Source organism: Aeromicrobium halocynthiae, assembly GCF_039531385.1.
GTDB classification, from domain to species: Bacteria; Actinomycetota; Actinomycetes; order Propionibacteriales; family Nocardioidaceae; genus Aeromicrobium; species Aeromicrobium halocynthiae.
The window spans coordinates 273,465-289,484 of sequence record NZ_BAAAPY010000002.1; the positions used below are offsets into that span (position 1 = coordinate 273,465).

Annotated in this window: 15 protein-coding genes; 6 read left to right on the forward strand and 9 right to left on the reverse strand. The window is 70.3% G+C overall.

Features of this window, described 5'->3' with window-relative positions; translation table 11 throughout:
• Window positions 1–79: 79 nt before the first annotated feature.
• The 3 genes from ABD213_RS05395 to ABD213_RS05405 form a co-directional block, all read right to left on the reverse strand.
• Entirely contained in the window at window positions 80–793 is a 714-nt protein-coding gene (locus tag ABD213_RS05395; RefSeq protein WP_344325487.1) for a signal peptidase I, read from the reverse strand.
• A gap of 75 nt (window positions 794–868) precedes the next feature.
• A complete protein-coding gene (locus tag ABD213_RS05400; protein WP_344325490.1) occupies window positions 869–1,402 on the reverse strand; it encodes a TasA family protein in 534 nt (177 codons plus the stop codon).
• A gap of 177 nt (window positions 1,403–1,579) precedes the next feature.
• On the reverse strand, window positions 1,580–2,818 hold the full coding sequence (locus ABD213_RS05405) for a GAF domain-containing sensor histidine kinase (protein WP_344325493.1): 1,239 nt from the start codon (window positions 2,816–2,818) through the stop codon (window positions 1,580–1,582).
• A gap of 167 nt (window positions 2,819–2,985) precedes the next feature.
• Between ABD213_RS05405 and ABD213_RS05410 the strand changes: the two genes are divergently transcribed.
• Together ABD213_RS05410 and ABD213_RS05415 are read left to right on the forward strand one after the other, a co-directional pair.
• On the forward strand, window positions 2,986–3,132 hold the full coding sequence (locus ABD213_RS05410; protein WP_344325496.1) for a hypothetical protein: 147 nt from the start codon (window positions 2,986–2,988) through the stop codon (window positions 3,130–3,132).
• A gap of 76 nt (window positions 3,133–3,208) precedes the next feature.
• Window positions 3,209–3,826: a DUF47 domain-containing protein gene (locus tag ABD213_RS05415; protein WP_344325499.1), complete on the forward strand. Its 618-nt coding sequence runs from the start codon at window positions 3,209–3,211 to the stop codon at window positions 3,824–3,826.
• Window positions 3,827–3,837: 11 nt separating this feature from the next.
• Here the strand turns inward: ABD213_RS05415 and pstB are convergent, their stop codons facing one another.
• The 5 genes from pstB to ABD213_RS05440 all read right to left on the reverse strand — a co-directional run bounded on the left by pstB (window position 3,838) and on the right by ABD213_RS05440 (window position 8,896).
• Window positions 3,838–4,617 carry a phosphate ABC transporter ATP-binding protein PstB gene (gene pstB / locus ABD213_RS05420; protein ID WP_344325502.1) on the reverse strand — a complete coding sequence of 260 codons (780 nt, stop codon included), beginning with the start codon at window positions 4,615–4,617 and terminating at the stop codon, window positions 3,838–3,840.
• A 4-nt stretch (window positions 4,618–4,621) separates the two neighbouring features.
• Entirely contained in the window at window positions 4,622–5,692 is a 1,071-nt protein-coding gene (gene pstA, locus ABD213_RS05425) for a phosphate ABC transporter permease PstA (protein WP_344325505.1), read from the reverse strand.
• Window positions 5,692–6,654: a phosphate ABC transporter permease subunit PstC gene (pstC, locus tag ABD213_RS05430; RefSeq protein ID WP_344325508.1), complete on the reverse strand. Its 963-nt coding sequence runs from the start codon at window positions 6,652–6,654 to the stop codon at window positions 5,692–5,694. Before pstC ends, pstA begins: the two co-directional genes overlap by 1 nt.
• A 73-nt stretch (window positions 6,655–6,727) precedes the next feature.
• Window positions 6,728–7,825, reverse strand: coding sequence for a phosphate ABC transporter substrate-binding protein PstS (gene pstS / locus ABD213_RS05435; RefSeq protein WP_344325511.1), 1,098 nt, complete (start codon window positions 7,823–7,825; stop codon window positions 6,728–6,730).
• Between the two features lie 153 nt (window positions 7,826–7,978).
• The gene (locus ABD213_RS05440) at window positions 7,979–8,896 is read right to left on the reverse strand and encodes an NUDIX hydrolase (RefSeq protein ID WP_344325513.1); all 918 of its coding nucleotides are present in this window, start codon (window positions 8,894–8,896) and stop codon (window positions 7,979–7,981) included.
• 53 nt (window positions 8,897–8,949) lie between these two features.
• Here ABD213_RS05440 and ABD213_RS05445 point away from each other — a divergent pair, with 53 nt between their 5' ends.
• Window positions 8,950–9,969, forward strand: coding sequence for a hypothetical protein (locus ABD213_RS05445; RefSeq protein WP_344325515.1), 1,020 nt, complete (start codon window positions 8,950–8,952; stop codon window positions 9,967–9,969).
• Window positions 9,970–9,975: 6 nt separating this feature from the next.
• Here the strand turns inward: ABD213_RS05445 and ABD213_RS05450 are convergent, their stop codons facing one another.
• Window positions 9,976–12,084 (reverse strand): RNA degradosome polyphosphate kinase, encoded by a 2,109-nt coding sequence (locus ABD213_RS05450; protein ID WP_344325581.1) that lies wholly within the window; start codon window positions 12,082–12,084, stop codon window positions 9,976–9,978.
• 100 nt (window positions 12,085–12,184) lie between these two features.
• Here ABD213_RS05450 and ABD213_RS05455 point away from each other — a divergent pair, with 100 nt between their 5' ends.
• The 3 genes from ABD213_RS05455 (at window position 12,185) to ABD213_RS05465 (ending at window position 16,019) form a co-directional block, all read left to right on the forward strand.
• A complete protein-coding gene (locus tag ABD213_RS05455) occupies window positions 12,185–13,231 on the forward strand; it encodes an alpha/beta hydrolase (RefSeq protein ID WP_344325517.1) in 1,047 nt (348 codons plus the stop codon).
• Between the two features lie 297 nt (window positions 13,232–13,528).
• Entirely contained in the window at window positions 13,529–14,632 is a 1,104-nt protein-coding gene (gene dctP, locus ABD213_RS05460; protein WP_344325520.1) for a TRAP transporter substrate-binding protein DctP, read from the forward strand.
• Between the two features lie 73 nt (window positions 14,633–14,705).
• Entirely contained in the window at window positions 14,706–16,019 is a 1,314-nt protein-coding gene (locus ABD213_RS05465) for a TRAP transporter large permease (RefSeq protein ID WP_344325523.1), read from the forward strand.
• Window position 16,020 lies beyond the last annotated feature (1 nt).

A 16,020-nucleotide genomic window follows, 5' to 3' on the forward strand; every position in this document is an offset into this window, starting at 1 on the left:
GGCGGGACCTCTCGAGGCCCGGAGGCCGGGCCGTGATCAGAACGCTACGAGGTGGCGTTCCACAGGATCGCGTGGACCGTCAGGCCGGGGCAGGTTCCGGCAGGACCGGGACTGCCGGCGACGGTCGGGAATGGTCGCTGCCGGGGAGGGCCCGACCGCCCGGAGCCGGCACCGACGGCGGCTCGGGCACGATGCCGTCGTCGAGGCGTCGCCGGCCCGGGCCTGCCGGTAGCAGCGCTCGGACGAGCTCGACCAGGCTGGCGAGGGCGATCAGGGCTGCCGGCACGCCGAGCAGCAGCATCCGCGTCTCACGGTCGGCGAGGGCGATCACCACGTGGCCGACGTGCGGCACGACGTGGGAGACGACCGGCTGCGTCCCCTCGTCGAGGGAGAACAGCCACGGGTCGGGATCGGGGTTCGCGTCGCCCTGGGTCACGAAGTGGCGGACGCCTGCCTCGTCGGTGGTGGCGTCGACGATGCGGTGGGTGACGAGGGTGCTGACGCCGCTGTCCGGCGGGGGCAGGTAGGTGATGACGTCACCGGCGGCCAGCTGGTCCACGGGGACGCGCTTCCCGAGCACGAGCGAGTACTTCTCGATCGACCCCGACATCGATCCGCCGGTGATGGCGTAGCGCTCGTAGCCGAGGACGCTCGGGGCGAGGTAGGCGAGGCCGGCGACGGTCGCGACGACGATGAGCGTCGTCAGTGCGGCGGAGACGACCCGGCGCACGATGCCGGGACGCGGAGCGTCGGTGCTGGGTCCTGCCGGGCGGGTCGTCCGGGTGGTGCGCATGGTCGTCTCCTTCGCGATGGTCGGGGAGCAGCAGGACGGCCGGTGATCCCCGAGGTGATCACCGGCCGTTCGCCGTCACTGGTTGGTGGTGGTGGCGTCCAGCTGCACCGAGTCCCACTGGTAGGCCGCGGAGGCGGTCTTGCCCTGCTGGCTGTTCGGGGCGTCCTGGGCGAGCTTCACGCTGAAGGTGAAGGAGTTGGCGGCGCCGGCCGGGATGGTGCCGAGGGTGTTCTTCTGGCCGTCGACCAGGTCGCCGAACGTGCCCGAGAAGACCTCGGCGCCCGTGGTGGTGTTCGTGATCTTCAGCGTCAGGTAGTCGTTGGAGAAGCCGTTGGTCGAGGTGGTCTCGGTCAGGCTGAAGGCGGCGTCGAGGGAGCCGGTGTTGGTGATGACCAGGCCACCGTTGACGGTGTCACCGGGCTTGATGTTCGTCAGCGAGAAGATGGCGGCGTTCGCCTTGGAGTTCGTGTGGTTCAGCGAGCCCGACGTCACCGAGCTGGCGGTGTTGGCCGTGGTGGAGGTGAAGGTGGCGCCCGAGCCGATGGCGACGGCGCCGGCAGCGACGAGGGTGGCGAGGGGGAGGAGGATCTTCTTCTTGCTGCGGTTCATGAGGTTCTCCGTGGGTGGTGCGCGGTGGCGCTGTGTGGTTCCGGGTGGTGTCTACGACTCTATGGAGCCGAAAGCCACACGATTCCCACACGAGTTCCCCTCGTGGTCCACAACTTCGCCGCACCGTCGTCGCCGTTCCACGGCACGTCCGCAACCGCCCTCGCGGACGCCGGCGGGTCAGTCGGGCAGGTCGATCCAGACGCGCGCGCCACCGAGAGGGGAGTCGTCGATGCCGCACCCGCCGCCGTGAGCCTCGACGATGCGGCGCACGGTGGCGAGCCCGATCCCGTGCCCCTCGACGTCCTCCTCGCCCCGCTCGTGCAGCAGGAAGACGGAGGACCGGCGGTCCTCGGCGATCCCCGGTCCGTCGTCGTCGACCACCAGGCGCCACCGGTGCTCGCCGCGCTCCGCTCCGACGCGCACGCGGGCCGGACCCTCCCCGCGCGTGAACTTCACGGCGTTGGTGAGCAGGTTCAGCAGCACGGAGTAGAGCAGGTCGGCGTCCCCGCTGACCACCGGCAGGTCGTCGACCTGGATGCTCGAGCCGGTCCGGTCGAGCACGATCTGCAGGTCGCTGATCGCTGCCCGGACGACCTCCGCCGTGTCGACGGACTCGCGGCGAGGCTTCCCGTCGGCCATCGCGACCTTGAGGGCCTCGTCGATCATGCGGGCCATGCGGAAGCCGGCCTCCGAGATCGAGGTCGCCATCTCGCGGACGGCGTCGTCCGCACGCACCGCGGGCTCCTCGCCCAGCAGATCGGCCGTCGCGAGGATGGCCGTCAGGGGGTTGCGCAGGTCGTGGCTGACCTGTCCCGCGAACGTCGCGAGGCCCTCGTTGGAACGGCGCAGCTCGGCCTCCGCCTGACGTAGACCCTCGAGGCTCGCCGCGAGGTCGTGGGTGCGTCGACGCAGCTCGATGACGTCCATGACTCCCCGGGCGAGGGTCGCGAGAGCCGAACGCTGACGATCGGTGAGCTCGCGTGGCACGTCGTCGAAGACGCACAGTCGCCCGATGGTGTGCCCGTCGCTCGTCGTCAAGGGCGCCGAGGCGTAGAAGCGGACCGACGCGAGCCGACCCGTGACGAAGGCGTTCGCGGCGAACCGGTGGTCCTGCGAGGCGTCAGGAACGACCACGACGTCGGCCTCGTCCAGCACGAGCGCGCACATGGAGTCGCTGCGCGCACAGATGGACCGTTGGACGCCGATCGGGGAGACCTGATGCTGCTGGTCGGGGTCGATGAGGTTGAGCGCGGCGAACGGCACGTCGCACACGTCGGCGACCAGACGGACCAGCTGGTCGAGGTCGTCGTCGCCGTCGTCGACGACCGCGAGGTAGTCCATGACCGCCTCGTCGGCGGTCGCGTGCCGCAGGGCACCGTCCCCGTCGTCGGCAGCATCGTGCATCGCGAGTGCCATGAGCCTTCTCTCTCGGTCGCCGGCGTCTCCCGCCGCCACCGTAACAACGCCGCGAGCGGCACCGCGTGATCTTCGGCGAATCCTGTCGCCCGTCGCGTCTGCTGCGCTATCCTCGGAAAGTCCCGGAAATCCCCCCGTCCGGGCCACGAAAGCCCCCCGGAGTTGCCATGCCTGAACTGGATGCGCGTCTGCGAGACGACGCCGCCATGGACGAGATCGAGCTCGTGAGCCGCGTGATCATCGCCGCCTCCGAGGCCAAGGGCAAGCTCACCGAGTGCGAGCTCGACGCCATCCTCGGGGTCGCGTCCGCCTGAGGCTCACCGCATGACCCGGGGGTGAACGCTGGCCCTACGATGAGGGTCGTTCCCGGGTCGTGACAGGAGGATCGTGGTGCGACGTCGTCCAGGTCGCGTCGAAGGCAGCTTCTACGCGCTCTTCGCCGAGTCCGGCGCCCACCTCGTCACCGGCGCCGGCCTCGTCGCCCAGCTGCTGGATCCGCAGGTCGACCAGCGAGCCGTGGCCGACGCCATGCGCGAGGCCGAGCACCGCGCCGACGAGACCACCCACCGCATCATCAAGGCGGTGAACAGCTCGTCGCTGGTGCCCTTCGACCGCGAGGACGTCCACCGGCTGGCCGGTTGTCTCGACGACGTCATGGACCACATGGACGAGTGCGTCGATCTCGTGGAGGTCTACGAGGTCGAGGCGTTGCCCGTCGCCTTCGCCGACCAGGTCCAGGTGCTGCAGCGCGGGTGCGAGCTGACGGCACAGGCGATGACGCGGCTGCGCGGTCTGGGCGACCTCGAGGAGTTCTGCTTCGAGATCAACCGCCTCGAGAACCAGGCCGACCGCACGCACCGGCGCATCCTCGCCGACCTGTTCGGCGGTCAGTACCGGACGCTCGAGGTCCTCAAGCTGAAGGACGTCGTCGAGTCGATCGAGTCGGCCATCGACGCGCTCGAGACGGTGGCGAACCTCGTCGAGCAGATCGTCGTGAAGGAGTCCTGAGACGCCTCGACTCAGCCGAAGCGGCCCTGGATGTAGGCCTCCGTGGCCTGCTCGTCGGGGTTGGAGAAGATCTTCTCCGTCGGTCCGGTCTCCACGAGGCGACCGGGCTGACCGACGCCGGCGAGGTTGAAGAACGCGGTCTCGCTCGAGACGCGTGCCGCCTGCTGCATGTTGTGGGTGACGATGACGATCGTGTAGTTCTCCTTGAGCTCGTGGATCAGGTCCTCGATGATGCTCGTGGAGATGGGGTCCAGGGCCGAGCACGGCTCGTCCATGAGCAGCACCTCCGGCTCGACGGAGATGGCCCGGGCGATGCACAGGCGCTGCTGCTGCCCGCCGGACAGGCCGGAGCCGGGCCGGTCGAGGCGGTCCTTGACCTCGGCCCAGAGGCCGGCGCTGCGCAGCGACTTCTCGACGATCGCGTCGGACTCGGCCTTCTTCATGCGCTTGCTGTTGAGCTTCTGGCCGGCGAGGACGTTGTCGTAGATCGACATCGTGGGGAAGGGGTTCGGGCGCTGGAAGACCATGCCGATCATGCGGCGGACGTTGACCGGGTCCATGTCGGGCCCGTAGAGGTCCTCGCCGTCGATGGTCACCTTGCCCTCGACGCGGGCGCCGGGAATGACCTCGTGCATGCGGTTCAGCGACCGCAGGAACGTGGACTTGCCACAGCCGGAGGGGCCGATGAACGCCGTGACCGAGCGGGCCCGGATGGGGATGTTCACGCCCTCCACGGCGAGGAAGTCGCCGTAGTAGATGTTGAGGTCGGAGACGTCGATGCTCTTGGCCATGGGGTTACCTTTCGCCCTTGGGGGAGAAGTAGTAGGAGACGAGGCGCGCGATGAGGTTCAGCACCATCACGATGACGAGCAGGGTGAGGGCCGCGCCCCACGCCCGCTCGAGGCTGAACTCCGGCGGGATGCCCGGGCTGCGCTGCGAGGTGTAGGCGAAGACCGGTAGCGTCGCCATGCGGCCGTCGAAGAGGTTGAAGTTCACCGAGTCGGTCATGCCGGCGATGATCAGCAGCGGGGCCGTCTCGCCGATGACGCGGGCGATCGCCAGGGTGATGCCGGTGACGATCCCGGCCAGGGCCGTGGGGAGGACGACCTTGACGATCGTGCGCCACTTCGGCACGCCGAGGGCGTAGGAGGCCTCGCGCAGCTCGTTCGGGACGAGCTTGAGCATCTCCTCGCTCGAGCGGACGACGACGGGGATCATCAGCACCGACAACGCCACGGCGCCGCCGATGCCCATCCGGACGCCCTCGCCGAAGAACACCACGAACAGAGCGTAGGCGAACAACCCCGCCACGATCGAGGGGATGCCGGTCATGACGTCGACGAGGAAGCGGATCCAGCGGGCGAGCCCGGTGCCCTCGCCGTACTCGACCAGCCAGATGGCGGTGAACAGTCCGATCGGGATGCTGATGACCGCGGCGGCGCCGGTGATCAGCAGGGTGCCGATGATGGCGTGGTAGATGCCACCGCCCTCGCCGACGACGTTGCGCATCGAGAAGGTGAAGAACTCCGCGCCGAGGACGCGCGACCCGCGGTCCAGGACCGTCCAGATGATGCTCGAGAGCGGGATGAGGGCGAGGCCGAAGGCGGAGTAGACGAGCGTCGTGACCAGGCGGTCGGTGGCCTTGCGCGTGCCCTCGACGGCGACGGACCAGGCGGGGAGCAGGAACGTGAGGACCCACGCCAGCAGGACGGCCTGGACGGTGCCGGCCCCCGCGAGCCGCAGCAGGACGCCCGCGCCGACGGCGAGCGCGAGGACGGCGAGCGCGGCACCCTTGGGCAGCGTGCGACCGCGCAGCGACGCGGAGACGTCGTCGGGAGCGGGCGTGCGAGTCGTGGTCGTGCTCATCAGTTGGCTCCTGAGAAGTCCTTGCGCCGCTCCACGATGGCGCGGGCCGCGAAGTTGACGGCGAAGGTGATGACGAACAGGACGAGGCCGGAGGCGATCAGCGCGTTGACGGTCAGCCCGCTGGCCTCGGGGAAGCCGAGCGCGATGTTGGCGGCGATCGTGCTGGGGTTGACCGAGCTGATCAGGTTGAAGGTGATGACGCCGGTGGCGGACAGCACCATGGCGACGGCCATCGTCTCGCCGAGGGCTCGGCCGAGGCTCAGCATCGCGGCGGAGATGATGCCCGAGCGGGCGTAGGGGAAGATCGCCATCCGTGCCATCTCCCAGCGAGTCGCGCCGAGGGCCAGCGCGGCCTCCTGGTGCAGTCGGGGGGTCTGCAGGAAGATCTCGCGGCAGATCGCGGTCATGATCGGCAGGATCATGATGGCGAGAACGATGCTGACGGTCAGGATCGTGCGTCCGGTCGGCGACGTGGGGCCGGCGAACAGCGGGATGAAGCCGAGGTTGTTCTCCAGGCTGACGAAGAACGGCACGAGCTGCGGTGCGAGGAAGGCGATGCCCCACAGGCCGTAGACGACGCTGGGCACGGCGGCGAGCAGGTCGATGACGTAGCCGAAGACCGAGCCGAGCCGCTTGGGCGAGTAGTGGGAGATGAACAGGGCGACGCCGATGGCGACGGGGACGGCCATGATCAGGGCCAGGATCGACGACAGCAGCGTGCCGAAGACCAGGGGCGTCACGAAGTCGACGAAGTTCTGGCCGCTGCGTACCTCGTCGGGCGAGGCGGTGATGCCGGGGATGCCCTCGATCGTCAGGAAGATCGCGACGCCGGCGAGAGTGACGAGGATCAGCAGGCCGGCAGCGAAGGAGGTGCCGCGGAAGATGCGGTCGCCCGGGCGTTGGATCGACTTGGCGGCACGCTCGGGCGTGGATCCGGCCGGCTTCTGTGAGGTGGTGCTCACGTCGCGCCTTTCATGGTGAAGGTCCGTGGGTCCGTCCGATGGTACGGACGGACCCACGGACCGAGCGAGTCGATCAGCTGCCGGCCGAGATGGTCTCGATCGCGGCGGTGGCCTGCTCACTGAACTCCGGCGACAGCGGGGCGGAGCCGGCGCCGTCGGCGGCAGCCTGCTGACCCTCCTCGCTGACGACGTAGTTGAAGTAGGCCTTCACGAGCTCGGCCTCGGCGGCGTCCTCGTAGTTCTGGCAGGCGATGCCGTAGGACAGCAGGACGATCGGGTAGACCTCGCCCTCGTCGATGCCGCGGTCGACCTCGACGGCGAGGTCGGTGTCGGCGCGGTCCGCGACACGCTCGGAGGCGTCGACGACGGCCGCGGCGGCCTCCGGCGTGTAGGCGACGAACTCGTCGCCGACCTGGACGTTCGCGACGCCGAGGTCGCCGGCCTGGCTGGCGTCGGCGTAGCCGATGGTGCCCTCGCCGCCGGAGACGGCCTGGACGACGCCGGAGGTCTGGCTGGCAGCCTCGCCGCCGCTGATGGGCCACTCCTCGACGACGCCCTGACCCCACTCCTCCTCGGCCACCGTGTTCAGGTAGTCCGTGAAGTTCTCGGTGGTGCCGGAGGCGTCCGCGCGGTGCACGGGGGTGATCGAGGTGCTGGGCAGGTCGGCGTCGGGGTTGGCGTCGGCGATGGCCGGGTCGTCCCAGGAGGTGATGTCACCGGCGAAGATGCCGCCGAGGGCCTCGGGGGTCAGGTTCAGCTCGTCGACACCCGGCAGGTTGTAGATGATCGCGATCGGGGAGACGTAGACGGGGACCTGGACGATGTCGCCGTTGCAACGCTCCTCGGCGGCAGCGAGCTCGTCGCCCTCGAAGAAGGCGTCGGAGCCGGCGAACGCGACGCCACCGGCGATGAACTGCTCGCGGCCACCGCCGGAGCCGACGGCGTCGTAGTTGACGGTGACGTCGGGGTTGGCGGACTGGAACCCGGCGCGCCAGGCGTTGACGGCCGACTCCTGCGAGCTGGCGCCGGCGCCGGAGAGGGTGCCCGAGAGGTCGGACGCGGCGTCGTCGGAGCCGCCGCCCTCGTTGCCTGCGCTGCAGGCGGAGAGTCCGAGGGTCACGGTCAGCGCGAGCGCGGCCGGGGTGGCCATGCGCGACAGGGTGCGATTCACAGGGGGATCCTTCGCTGGTGAAAGTTGACTGACGTGAAGGACGCTAAGGAGCGCAGGTGTATCGCGACGTCGCCATGGATGAACGAGAGGTGAACGGCGGCATAACAATCGCCGATTGTGGCTCCGCTGCCGAGACGGATCTCACACCAGCCGTCAGGCTTGGAGGTTGGGAGTCGGTTTGCCGAGCGGTTCGGTCGTGACGACGACGCCCTTGCGGTGGTGCACCACGACGCCCTCCCCCGGGGCGAGAGCGGTGTCGGGCAGGTCGAGGGCCTGCCAGACCCACGGGAGCGTCGGCCGATGGGTGCACAGCACCGTGGGGCGCTTGCGCTCCAGCAGGATCTGCGCGGCGCCGCGCACCGCCTTGCGGCTGGTGTCCTCGCTCAGCTCGTCCATGACGATCGGCTCGTGCTCGGCCACGGCCGCGTACGGCTCGACGGTGCTCAGGCACCGGACGGCCGGGCTGCTGACGACCCGCCGCACGCCGTACGCGTCGAGGAGGTCGACGAGCTCCTTGGCGCGCAGCTCCCCGCGGGGCGCCAACGGGCGGTCGACGTCGTCGCCGTTCCAGTCCTGGCGGTCGAGCGCCTTGGCATGGCGCAGGACCACGAGCGTCCCGGTGCGGTGGCCGCCGCCGTCGCGGGTCTCGAGGAACGCCTCGAGCAGGTCGATGTCGTGCTCGTAGGTGAGCATCCGTCGTGCGTCCCGCGGACGCACCCACCGCAGCTCGTCGACCTCCTTGTTCGGGCTGAACGGCGGGTCGGTCACGCCGGTGCTGCGGGCGGCCCAATAGCTGACGCTCTTGGGGCCGGCGGACACGTGGTAGCGGGCGTCGGGCAGGGGGTGGCCGAGGCGGACCACCTGCCCGGTCTCCTCGGCGACCTCGCGGACCGCGGTCACGACGAGGTCCTCGCCGGGGTCGGGCTTGCCCTTGGGGAACGTCCAGTCGTCGTACCGGGGGCGGTGCACGAGGAGCACCTCGACCGCTCGACGACGCACCCCCTCGGGGGCGTTCGGACGGCGGCGCCACACGACGGCTCCGGCTGCGGTCACCAGTCGTTCACGTGCCATGCGTCGTATTGTCCCTTCTGCAGGGGTCCGCGACGTAATGGAGGTGTGCAGTGATGCGATCACTGCGTGCCGGTGCGCTCTCGGTGCTGGTCATCGCGCTGGTGGTCGGGCTCGGCTGGGCGTCGGGCCCGCTGGCCACAGCCCCCACACCGTCGCTGACCGCCGCGCTCGCGTCGGTCCCGTCGGGCACGACCGTCGTCGGCTTCACCGACTGGCGGCGGATCCGCGACTCCGGGGTGCCGGTCGACGAGCTGTCCGAGCGGGACGTCTCGACCCGCTCGGAGCTCGCGCGCTCCCGTGCGGCCATGCAGGAGCTGATGGGCTGGTCCGTCGACGACCTCGCCTGGGAGGCGTTCGCGCAGGGCGGCGGGCCCGGGGTGCTCGTGGCGGCGCTGGACGGGCTGTCCCCGGATGCCGTCGAGGTCGGGCTCGGCGACGCCGGGTTCGTCCCGTCGACGGGTGGGTGGACGGCGGGACCCGGCGTGCTGACGCGCACCGGGCTGAGCACGGTCCTCGAGCACGTCGTCGTCCTCGAGCGCGAGCGCCTCGTCGTCGCCGCGGAGACCCCGGCCGCCACCGCCGCGGTCGTCGAGGTCGTCCGCGGCGGCGCCCCTGCGCTGAGCGCGGACCGGGAGGCCGTGGCGGTCGCTCAGGCCCTCGCCGGGTCCGACGCCGTCCTGCTGCAGCGCGCGGGCGTGGGGTGCGACGCTGCTCGGCTGACGAGCGAGGAGTCGCTGCGGCAGGCCGACGTGGCCCTCGAGTCGGTCGGACCGCTCGCGTCGCACACGACGAGCGGGCGCGCGATCACCGATCGGGGCGGCGACGGCATGGGGGCTCAGACGGTGCGGTTCGCGATGGCCTTCGACGCCGCCGCGACCGCCCGCGAGCAGGCACGGATCCGCGAGAGCGTGTCGACGGGACCGTTCATCGGTCGTACGGGTCAGGTCGAGCAGGTGCTGCGACTCGTCGACTCCCGCACGAGGGGGCGGGTGCTGACGCTGGAGTTCGAGCGCGACCCCGCACGCGACGTCGTCATGACCGCCACCGGACCTCTGCTCTTCGCCGCCTGCTGACCGCCCTCAGGAGGCGGCGCGGCTGCGCCGCTTGCGGGCGCGGGCGATGAGCTCCTCCTGCACGTGGAACTCGCCCTTGTGCAGGGTCCAGCTGCCGTCGGGGCCCAGGTGCCACGACGTGCTGTCGTCGTCGGCCATCCGCTCGAGGAGCGCGCCGAGCTCGTCGACGTGCTGCTCGGTGGGCATGCGCACGAGCACCTCGACGCGGCGGTCCAGGTTGCGGTGCATGAGGTCGGCCGAACCGATCCAGCCCTCGGGCATCCCCCCGTTGGCGAACCAGTACACGCGGCTGTGCTCGAGGAAGCGGCCGAGGACGCTGCGGACGCGGATGTTCTCGCTCAACCCTGGCACGCCCGGACGGAGGGCGCTGATCCCGCGGATGACGAGGTCGACGGGGACGCCGGCGCGCGACGCCGCGTAGAGCGCGTCGATGACCGCCTCGTCGACGAGGGAGTTGAGCTTGAAGCGGATGGCAGCGGGTCGGCCCGCACGGTGGTGCTCGATCTCGCGCTCGATCCGGCCGATCAGCCCGTCCCGGACGCCGTGCGGGGCGACGAGCAGCTGACGGTAGTCGTCCTGCTGGGAGAAGCCGGACAACCGGTTGAACAGCTCCAGCAGGTCGTTGGTGATGTCGGGGTCGGTGGTGAGCAGGCCGAGGTCCTCGTAGACCCGCGCCGTCTTGGGGTTGTAGTTGCCGGTGCCGAGGTGGGCGTAGCGGCGCAGGCCGTCGGGCTCGTCGCGGATGACGAGGGCGAGCTTGCAGTGCGTCTTCAGACCCACGAGCCCGTACACGACGTGGCAGCCGGCCCGCTCGAGCTTGCGGGCCCAGCGGATGTTGGCCTGCTCGTCGAAGCGGGCCTTGATCTCGACCAGGACGAGCACCTGCTTGCCGGCGCGGGCGGCGTCGACGAGGGAGTCGATGATGGGCGAGTCGCCCGACGTGCGGTACAGCGTCTGCTTGATGGCCAGCACGTGCGGGTCGGCCGCCGCCTGCTCGATGAAGCGCTGCACGCTCGTGGCGAAGGAGTCGTACGGATGGTGCACGAGCACGTCGCGTCGGCGCAGCGCCCGGAACATGTCGGCCGGGCTCGCGGTCTCGACCTCGGCCAGGTGCTGGTGCGTGCCGGAGACGAACGGCTCGAACTTCAGCTCCGGACGGTCGAGGTCGGCGATCTCGCCGAGGCTGCGCAGGTCGAGGGGACCGCGGAGCCGGAAGACCTCGTCGTCGCTGACGCCGAGCTCGGAGACGAGCAGGTCGAGCACCTCGTCGTCGATGGAGTCCTCGACCTCGAGCCGGACCGGGGGCCCGAAGCGTCGCCGCAGGAGCTCCTTCTCGAGCGCCTTGAGGAGGTTCTCGGCGTCGTCCTCCTCGACCTCGAGGTCCTCGTTGCGGGTGACGCGGAAGGTGTGGTGCGCGACGATCTCCATGCCGGGGAACAGCAGGTCCAGGTGGGCGGCGATGACCTCCTCCACGGGGACGAAGCGTCCGGGCGAGACCTGCATCCACCGGTCGATGATGGGCGGCACCTTGACCCGGGCGAAGTGCTCCTTGCCGGTCTGGGGGTTGCGCATGATGGCGGCCAGGTTGAGCGACAGGCCCGAGATGTAGGGGAACGGGTGCGCGGGATCGACGGCCAGTGGCGTGAGGATCGGGAAGATGCGCTTGCGGTATGCGCCGTCCATCCGCTCCCGCTCCTCGGCGTCGAGGTCGTCCCAGTGCACGAGCTCGATGCCGGCCTCGGCGAGCGTGGGAGCGAGGCCGTCGACGAAGACGCGCGCCTGCTCGATCATGAGCGCGTGGCTCTGCGCGAGGCTCTGCGCGAGCACGTCGCGCGGGTTGAGCCGGCTCGCCGACGGCACCGCGACGCCCGCGGCGATGCGCCGCTTGAGGCCGGCGACGCGGACCATGAAGAACTCGTCGAGGTTGCTGCCGACGATCGACAGGAACCGGACCCGCTCGAGCAGGGGGAGGTCGGGGTCGCCGGCGAGCTCGAGCACCCGCTCGTTGAAGGCGATCCAGGAGAGCTCCCGGTCGAGGAAGCGGTCCTCGGGCAGTTCGCCGTCGGTGGGGTCGTACGGCGGGTCGACGTCGAACTCGTCGGGGGACGCGGGCACCTCGACGGGGCTCTCCTCGATGTCTTGGCTCACGAGGACAGTGTCCCAGCAGGCGGTGAACTCCGCCTGAACGACGCGCCCCGCCCGATATCGTGCCTCCATGGCCTCCCCCTCCGTCACCGCCCTCGTCCGCGCCAAGTCCCTCGCCGCGAAGGGTCTGATGTCGCTGCCGCGGCCGGTGATCCGTCGGCTCGCCGGGGCTCCGGTGGAGCGGGACGGACGTCGTCTCGACCCGGAGATGCAGCTGATGCTGCGCGTGATGGCTGCCGAGGGTCCACCCGTGGAGTCCCTGCCGATCACGAAGGGACGCCGCGGGATCGTCGAGTCGTCCCTCGTTGCCGGCGGCACGCAGCCGATCGGTGCCGTGACGGACCGTCACGTCGACGGACCGGCCGGTCCGTTGAAGATGCGCTTCTACACCCCGCGCGACCTGACGGGTCGGTCGCCCGCGCTGTTCTTCATCCACGGCGGCGGCTGGATCTACGGCGACCTGGACAGCCACGACGCCCTCTGCCGGGTGCTGGCCGAGCAGGCGCAGGTGCGGGTCGTGGCGGTGGACTACCGGCTCGCGCCGGAGGCGCCGTTCCCGGCGGCCTTCGACGACTGCTGGGCGGCGTGGACGTGGGTCGTGGAGCACGCCGTCGGCCTGGGGATCGACCCGGAGCGCATCGCGGTGGGCGGGGACAGCGCGGGCGGCAACCTCGCGGCGATCATCGCGCAGGAGGCGGTGCGCACGTCGACCCCGGCCCCGGCCTTCCAGCTGCTGATCTACCCGGCGGTGGACTTCGTCGAGCGGGCTCCGAGCCGCGGGATCTTCACCGACGGCTTCTTCCTGACGAAGGCGTTCATGGACCTGGCGGAGGAGAACTACCTCACCGGCGACGAGGACCGCACCGACCGTCGGCTCTCGCCGCTGTACCACGACACTGCCGGGGTGGCGCCGGCGTACGTCGTGACCGCGGGCTTCGACCCGCTGCGCGACGAGGGTCAGGCGTACGCCGATGCGCTGCGCGCCGCCGGGGTCCCGGTGGAGCACGTCGAGGAGGAGGGCCTCATCCACGGCTTCGCCAACATGGTCGGCCTCGGCACCGTCGCCCCCCGCGCGGTCCGCCGGATGGCTGCCGCCCTCCAGCGCGGCCTGACGTAGCGCGGTTTACCACGGTCCCACGGCAAGCCAGCTCTTCCCGCGGCAGATCTGCCGCGGGAAGAACCAGTTCTCCGTGGGACCGTGGTAAACCGCAGGACGGCGGTGGTCCGGGTCGGCGCCGCCGGGTCGCGGAGCGGCGCGCCCTGGCCGTACGAGCACTCGGGATCGGCCGGCGGCTGCGAGACCGGTGGTGCTCACGGCGGGAGAACACTTCCCGGCCTCGGACCATTGACAAACGAGCGTTCGTTTAGAAGGATCGCTGTGACGCGAGTCACCCGTCCCCCGAAGGAGCCCATCGTGAGTCCCACCAAGATCTTGGCGACCGGCGTCGCCGCAGCCTGTCTCGCCGTCACCGCAGCGTGCGGGTCCGGGGGTGGTTCCGACGACACCGTCACCTTGCGGGTGGCCACCGGCCTGAGCGAGCAGCACGCCTGGTGGTCGGACTCGATGGTCCCGTGGATGGACCGCGTAGAGGAGCTCACCGACGGTCAGGTGACCTTCCAGTCCTTCACCGGTGGCGAGCTCGTCGAGGTCCCCGACGAGGTCGAGGCCATCCAGAACGGCACGGTCGACGTCGCCCTGATCCTGCCGATCTACACCCCGGACCAGTTCCCGATGGCCGAGGTGACGATGCTGCCGGTCAGCGAGTCCGACACCCTCATCGGCTCGGAGGCCTGGCGCGCCCTCGTGGAGAGCGACGTCGAGCTCGGCGACGGCAAGACCTACTACGAGTCGCAGTTCGGCGACCAGGGGATCAAGGCGTTCCCCGTCTCGACCACCCAGGAGTACTCCATCTCCACCACCGGCCAGGAGCTCGACTCGGTCGCCGCCGTGCAGGGCCTGTCCCTGCGGACGCCGTCGCGCATCCACGAGATCTACGCCTCCAAGATCGGCGTGAACTCTGTCACGATCCCCGCAGTGGAGATGTTCGACGCCTTGAGCCGAGGCGCGTTCGACGGCAGCTTCTACAGTGTCGCCGACTGGTCGGGATACGGCTTCCAGGACCTCTTCGAGTACACCCTCACCGGGCTCGACGCGGGCCACTTCAACGGCCTCATCGGCATGACGCAGGACCGCTGGGACAGCCTGCCCGCCGACGTCCAGGACGCGATGACGCAGGCGCACGACGAGATCTTCACCCCTGGCGCTCAGGAGTGGGTCGATCGCTCCGACGAGATGATCGAGTACAACGAGGAGCGCGGCGGGCAGTTCGTCGACCTGTCCACGCTCGACCAGTCCGTTCAGGACCTCATGCTCGACGGCGTCGAGGCCACGTGGCAGGACTACATCGACCTCCTCGAGGCGGACGGCCTGCCCGGCACCGACGTCGCGACCCTGTGGCGCGACCTGCTCGTCGAGGCCGGCGGCTCGGTCCCCGAGCCCATCCAGGACCTGGGCTGAGCCCTTCGGTCCCGGCCCGCCGCACCGGCGGGCCGGGACCGCCACGTCGTCCGTTCCGACCGGGAGGTCCTCCATGTCCGAGGTGCTCGTCATCACCGTCGTGGTGGCCGGCTTCGCGCTGCTGCTGCTCGCGGGCCACTACATCCACTCCGTGCTGCTGCTCGCGGGCGTCGGAGGTCTCGTCCTGCTCGACGGCGCGGCGATCCTCACCGGGTTGCTCGGTCCGCAGCCGTTCGCGCGGACGGCGTCGTACACCCTGACGACGATCCCCCTGTTCGTCCTCATGGCCCAGTTCATCCTGCAGGCCGACATCGTCAAGGACCTCTTCTACGTGGTCAACAAGATCTCCCGTGGCAGCCGCGGTCTGCTCGGCTCGTTGACCCTGCTGGCCGGCTCGATGCTGGGGGCGGTCTCCGGCTCCGGCACGGCGACGGCGGCCTCCCTCGGGCAGGTGGCCGTGCCCGAGCTGAGGACGAACGGCTACTCGCCGCGCTTGGCCGGCGCGGTCGCGGCCGCTGCCGGCTCGCTCTCGGGCATCATCCCGCCCAGCATCATCCTCATCCTCTACGGCGTGGCCACCGAGACGCCGGTGGGCGACCTCTTCGCCGCGGCGATCATCCCGGGCCTGCTCGTCACGGCGGTCTTCGTGGTCGTCATGGCCGTCTACCTGGCGCGGAGCGGGATCGACCCCGCCGCGCTGCGCCCCGCCGAGGACACGCTGCCGCGGATCCCTCGACGCCGCCTCGTGGTCTCGCTGACCGTCAGCGGGCTCATCGTCCTCGTGGTCTTCGGCGGCATCTACTCCGGCACGGTGACGCCGACCGAGGCCGGCGCGGTCGGTGCCTTCACGGCGTTCCTCGCGGCCCTCGTGCTCGGCAAGGTCTCCAGTCGCTTCCTGTCGACGTCGCTCGTCGAAACCGTGAAGGTGACGGTGATGGTCATGCTGATCCTGATCGGCGCCCAGGTGTTCGGTCGGTTCGTCTCGCTGTCGCTCATCCCGCGTCGGCTGATCGATGCGTTGGAGCCGATCGTCGAGACGCCGGCCCTGATGCTGGCGATCCTCGCGCTCGTGTTCTTCGTGCTCTTCATGTTCATCGAGGGCGCCGCGGTCATCCTCATGTCGGTGCCGGTCGTCCTGCCGATCATCGAGGTCATGGGCGTCGACGTGCTGTGGTTCGGGGTGTTCATCGCGGTCATCGCGAGCGTCGGACTGATCACCCCGCCCGTCGGGCTGAGCGTGTATGCAGTGTCCGGTGCCACCGGCATCTCGGCGGGCGCCATCTTCCGACCGGCGCTGGTCTTCGCCGCGGCCGCGGCGATCGTCGTGTGCGGACTGCTGGTCCTGTTCCCCGGCCTGGCCACCTGGCTCCCGGGAGCAGGCACATGAG

What these genes read in the sequence shown, in the direction of transcription:
- pstA (WP_344325505.1), bottom strand. Translation starts at nt 5,692, where the DNA reads ATGAGCACGACCACGACTCGCACGCCCGCTCCCGACGACGTCTCCGCG.
- pstB (WP_344325502.1), bottom strand. Translation starts at nt 4,617, where the DNA reads ATGGCCAAGAGCATCGACGTCTCCGACCTCAACATCTACTACGGCGAC.
- ABD213_RS05440 (WP_344325513.1), bottom strand. Translation starts at nt 8,896, where the DNA reads ATGGCACGTGAACGACTGGTGACCGCAGCCGGAGCCGTCGTGTGGCGC.
- ABD213_RS05465 (WP_344325523.1), top strand. Translation starts at nt 14,706, where the DNA reads ATGTCCGAGGTGCTCGTCATCACCGTCGTGGTGGCCGGCTTCGCGCTG.
- ABD213_RS05445 (WP_344325515.1), top strand. Translation starts at nt 8,950, where the DNA reads ATGCGATCACTGCGTGCCGGTGCGCTCTCGGTGCTGGTCATCGCGCTG.
- ABD213_RS05400 (WP_344325490.1), bottom strand. Translation starts at nt 1,402, where the DNA reads ATGAACCGCAGCAAGAAGAAGATCCTCCTCCCCCTCGCCACCCTCGTC.
- ABD213_RS05405 (WP_344325493.1), bottom strand. Translation starts at nt 2,818, where the DNA reads ATGGCACTCGCGATGCACGATGCTGCCGACGACGGGGACGGTGCCCTG.
- ABD213_RS05395 (WP_344325487.1), bottom strand. Translation starts at nt 793, where the DNA reads ATGCGCACCACCCGGACGACCCGCCCGGCAGGACCCAGCACCGACGCT.
- ABD213_RS05455 (WP_344325517.1), top strand. Translation starts at nt 12,185, where the DNA reads ATGGCCTCCCCCTCCGTCACCGCCCTCGTCCGCGCCAAGTCCCTCGCC.
- ABD213_RS05410 (WP_344325496.1), top strand. Translation starts at nt 2,986, where the DNA reads ATGCCTGAACTGGATGCGCGTCTGCGAGACGACGCCGCCATGGACGAG.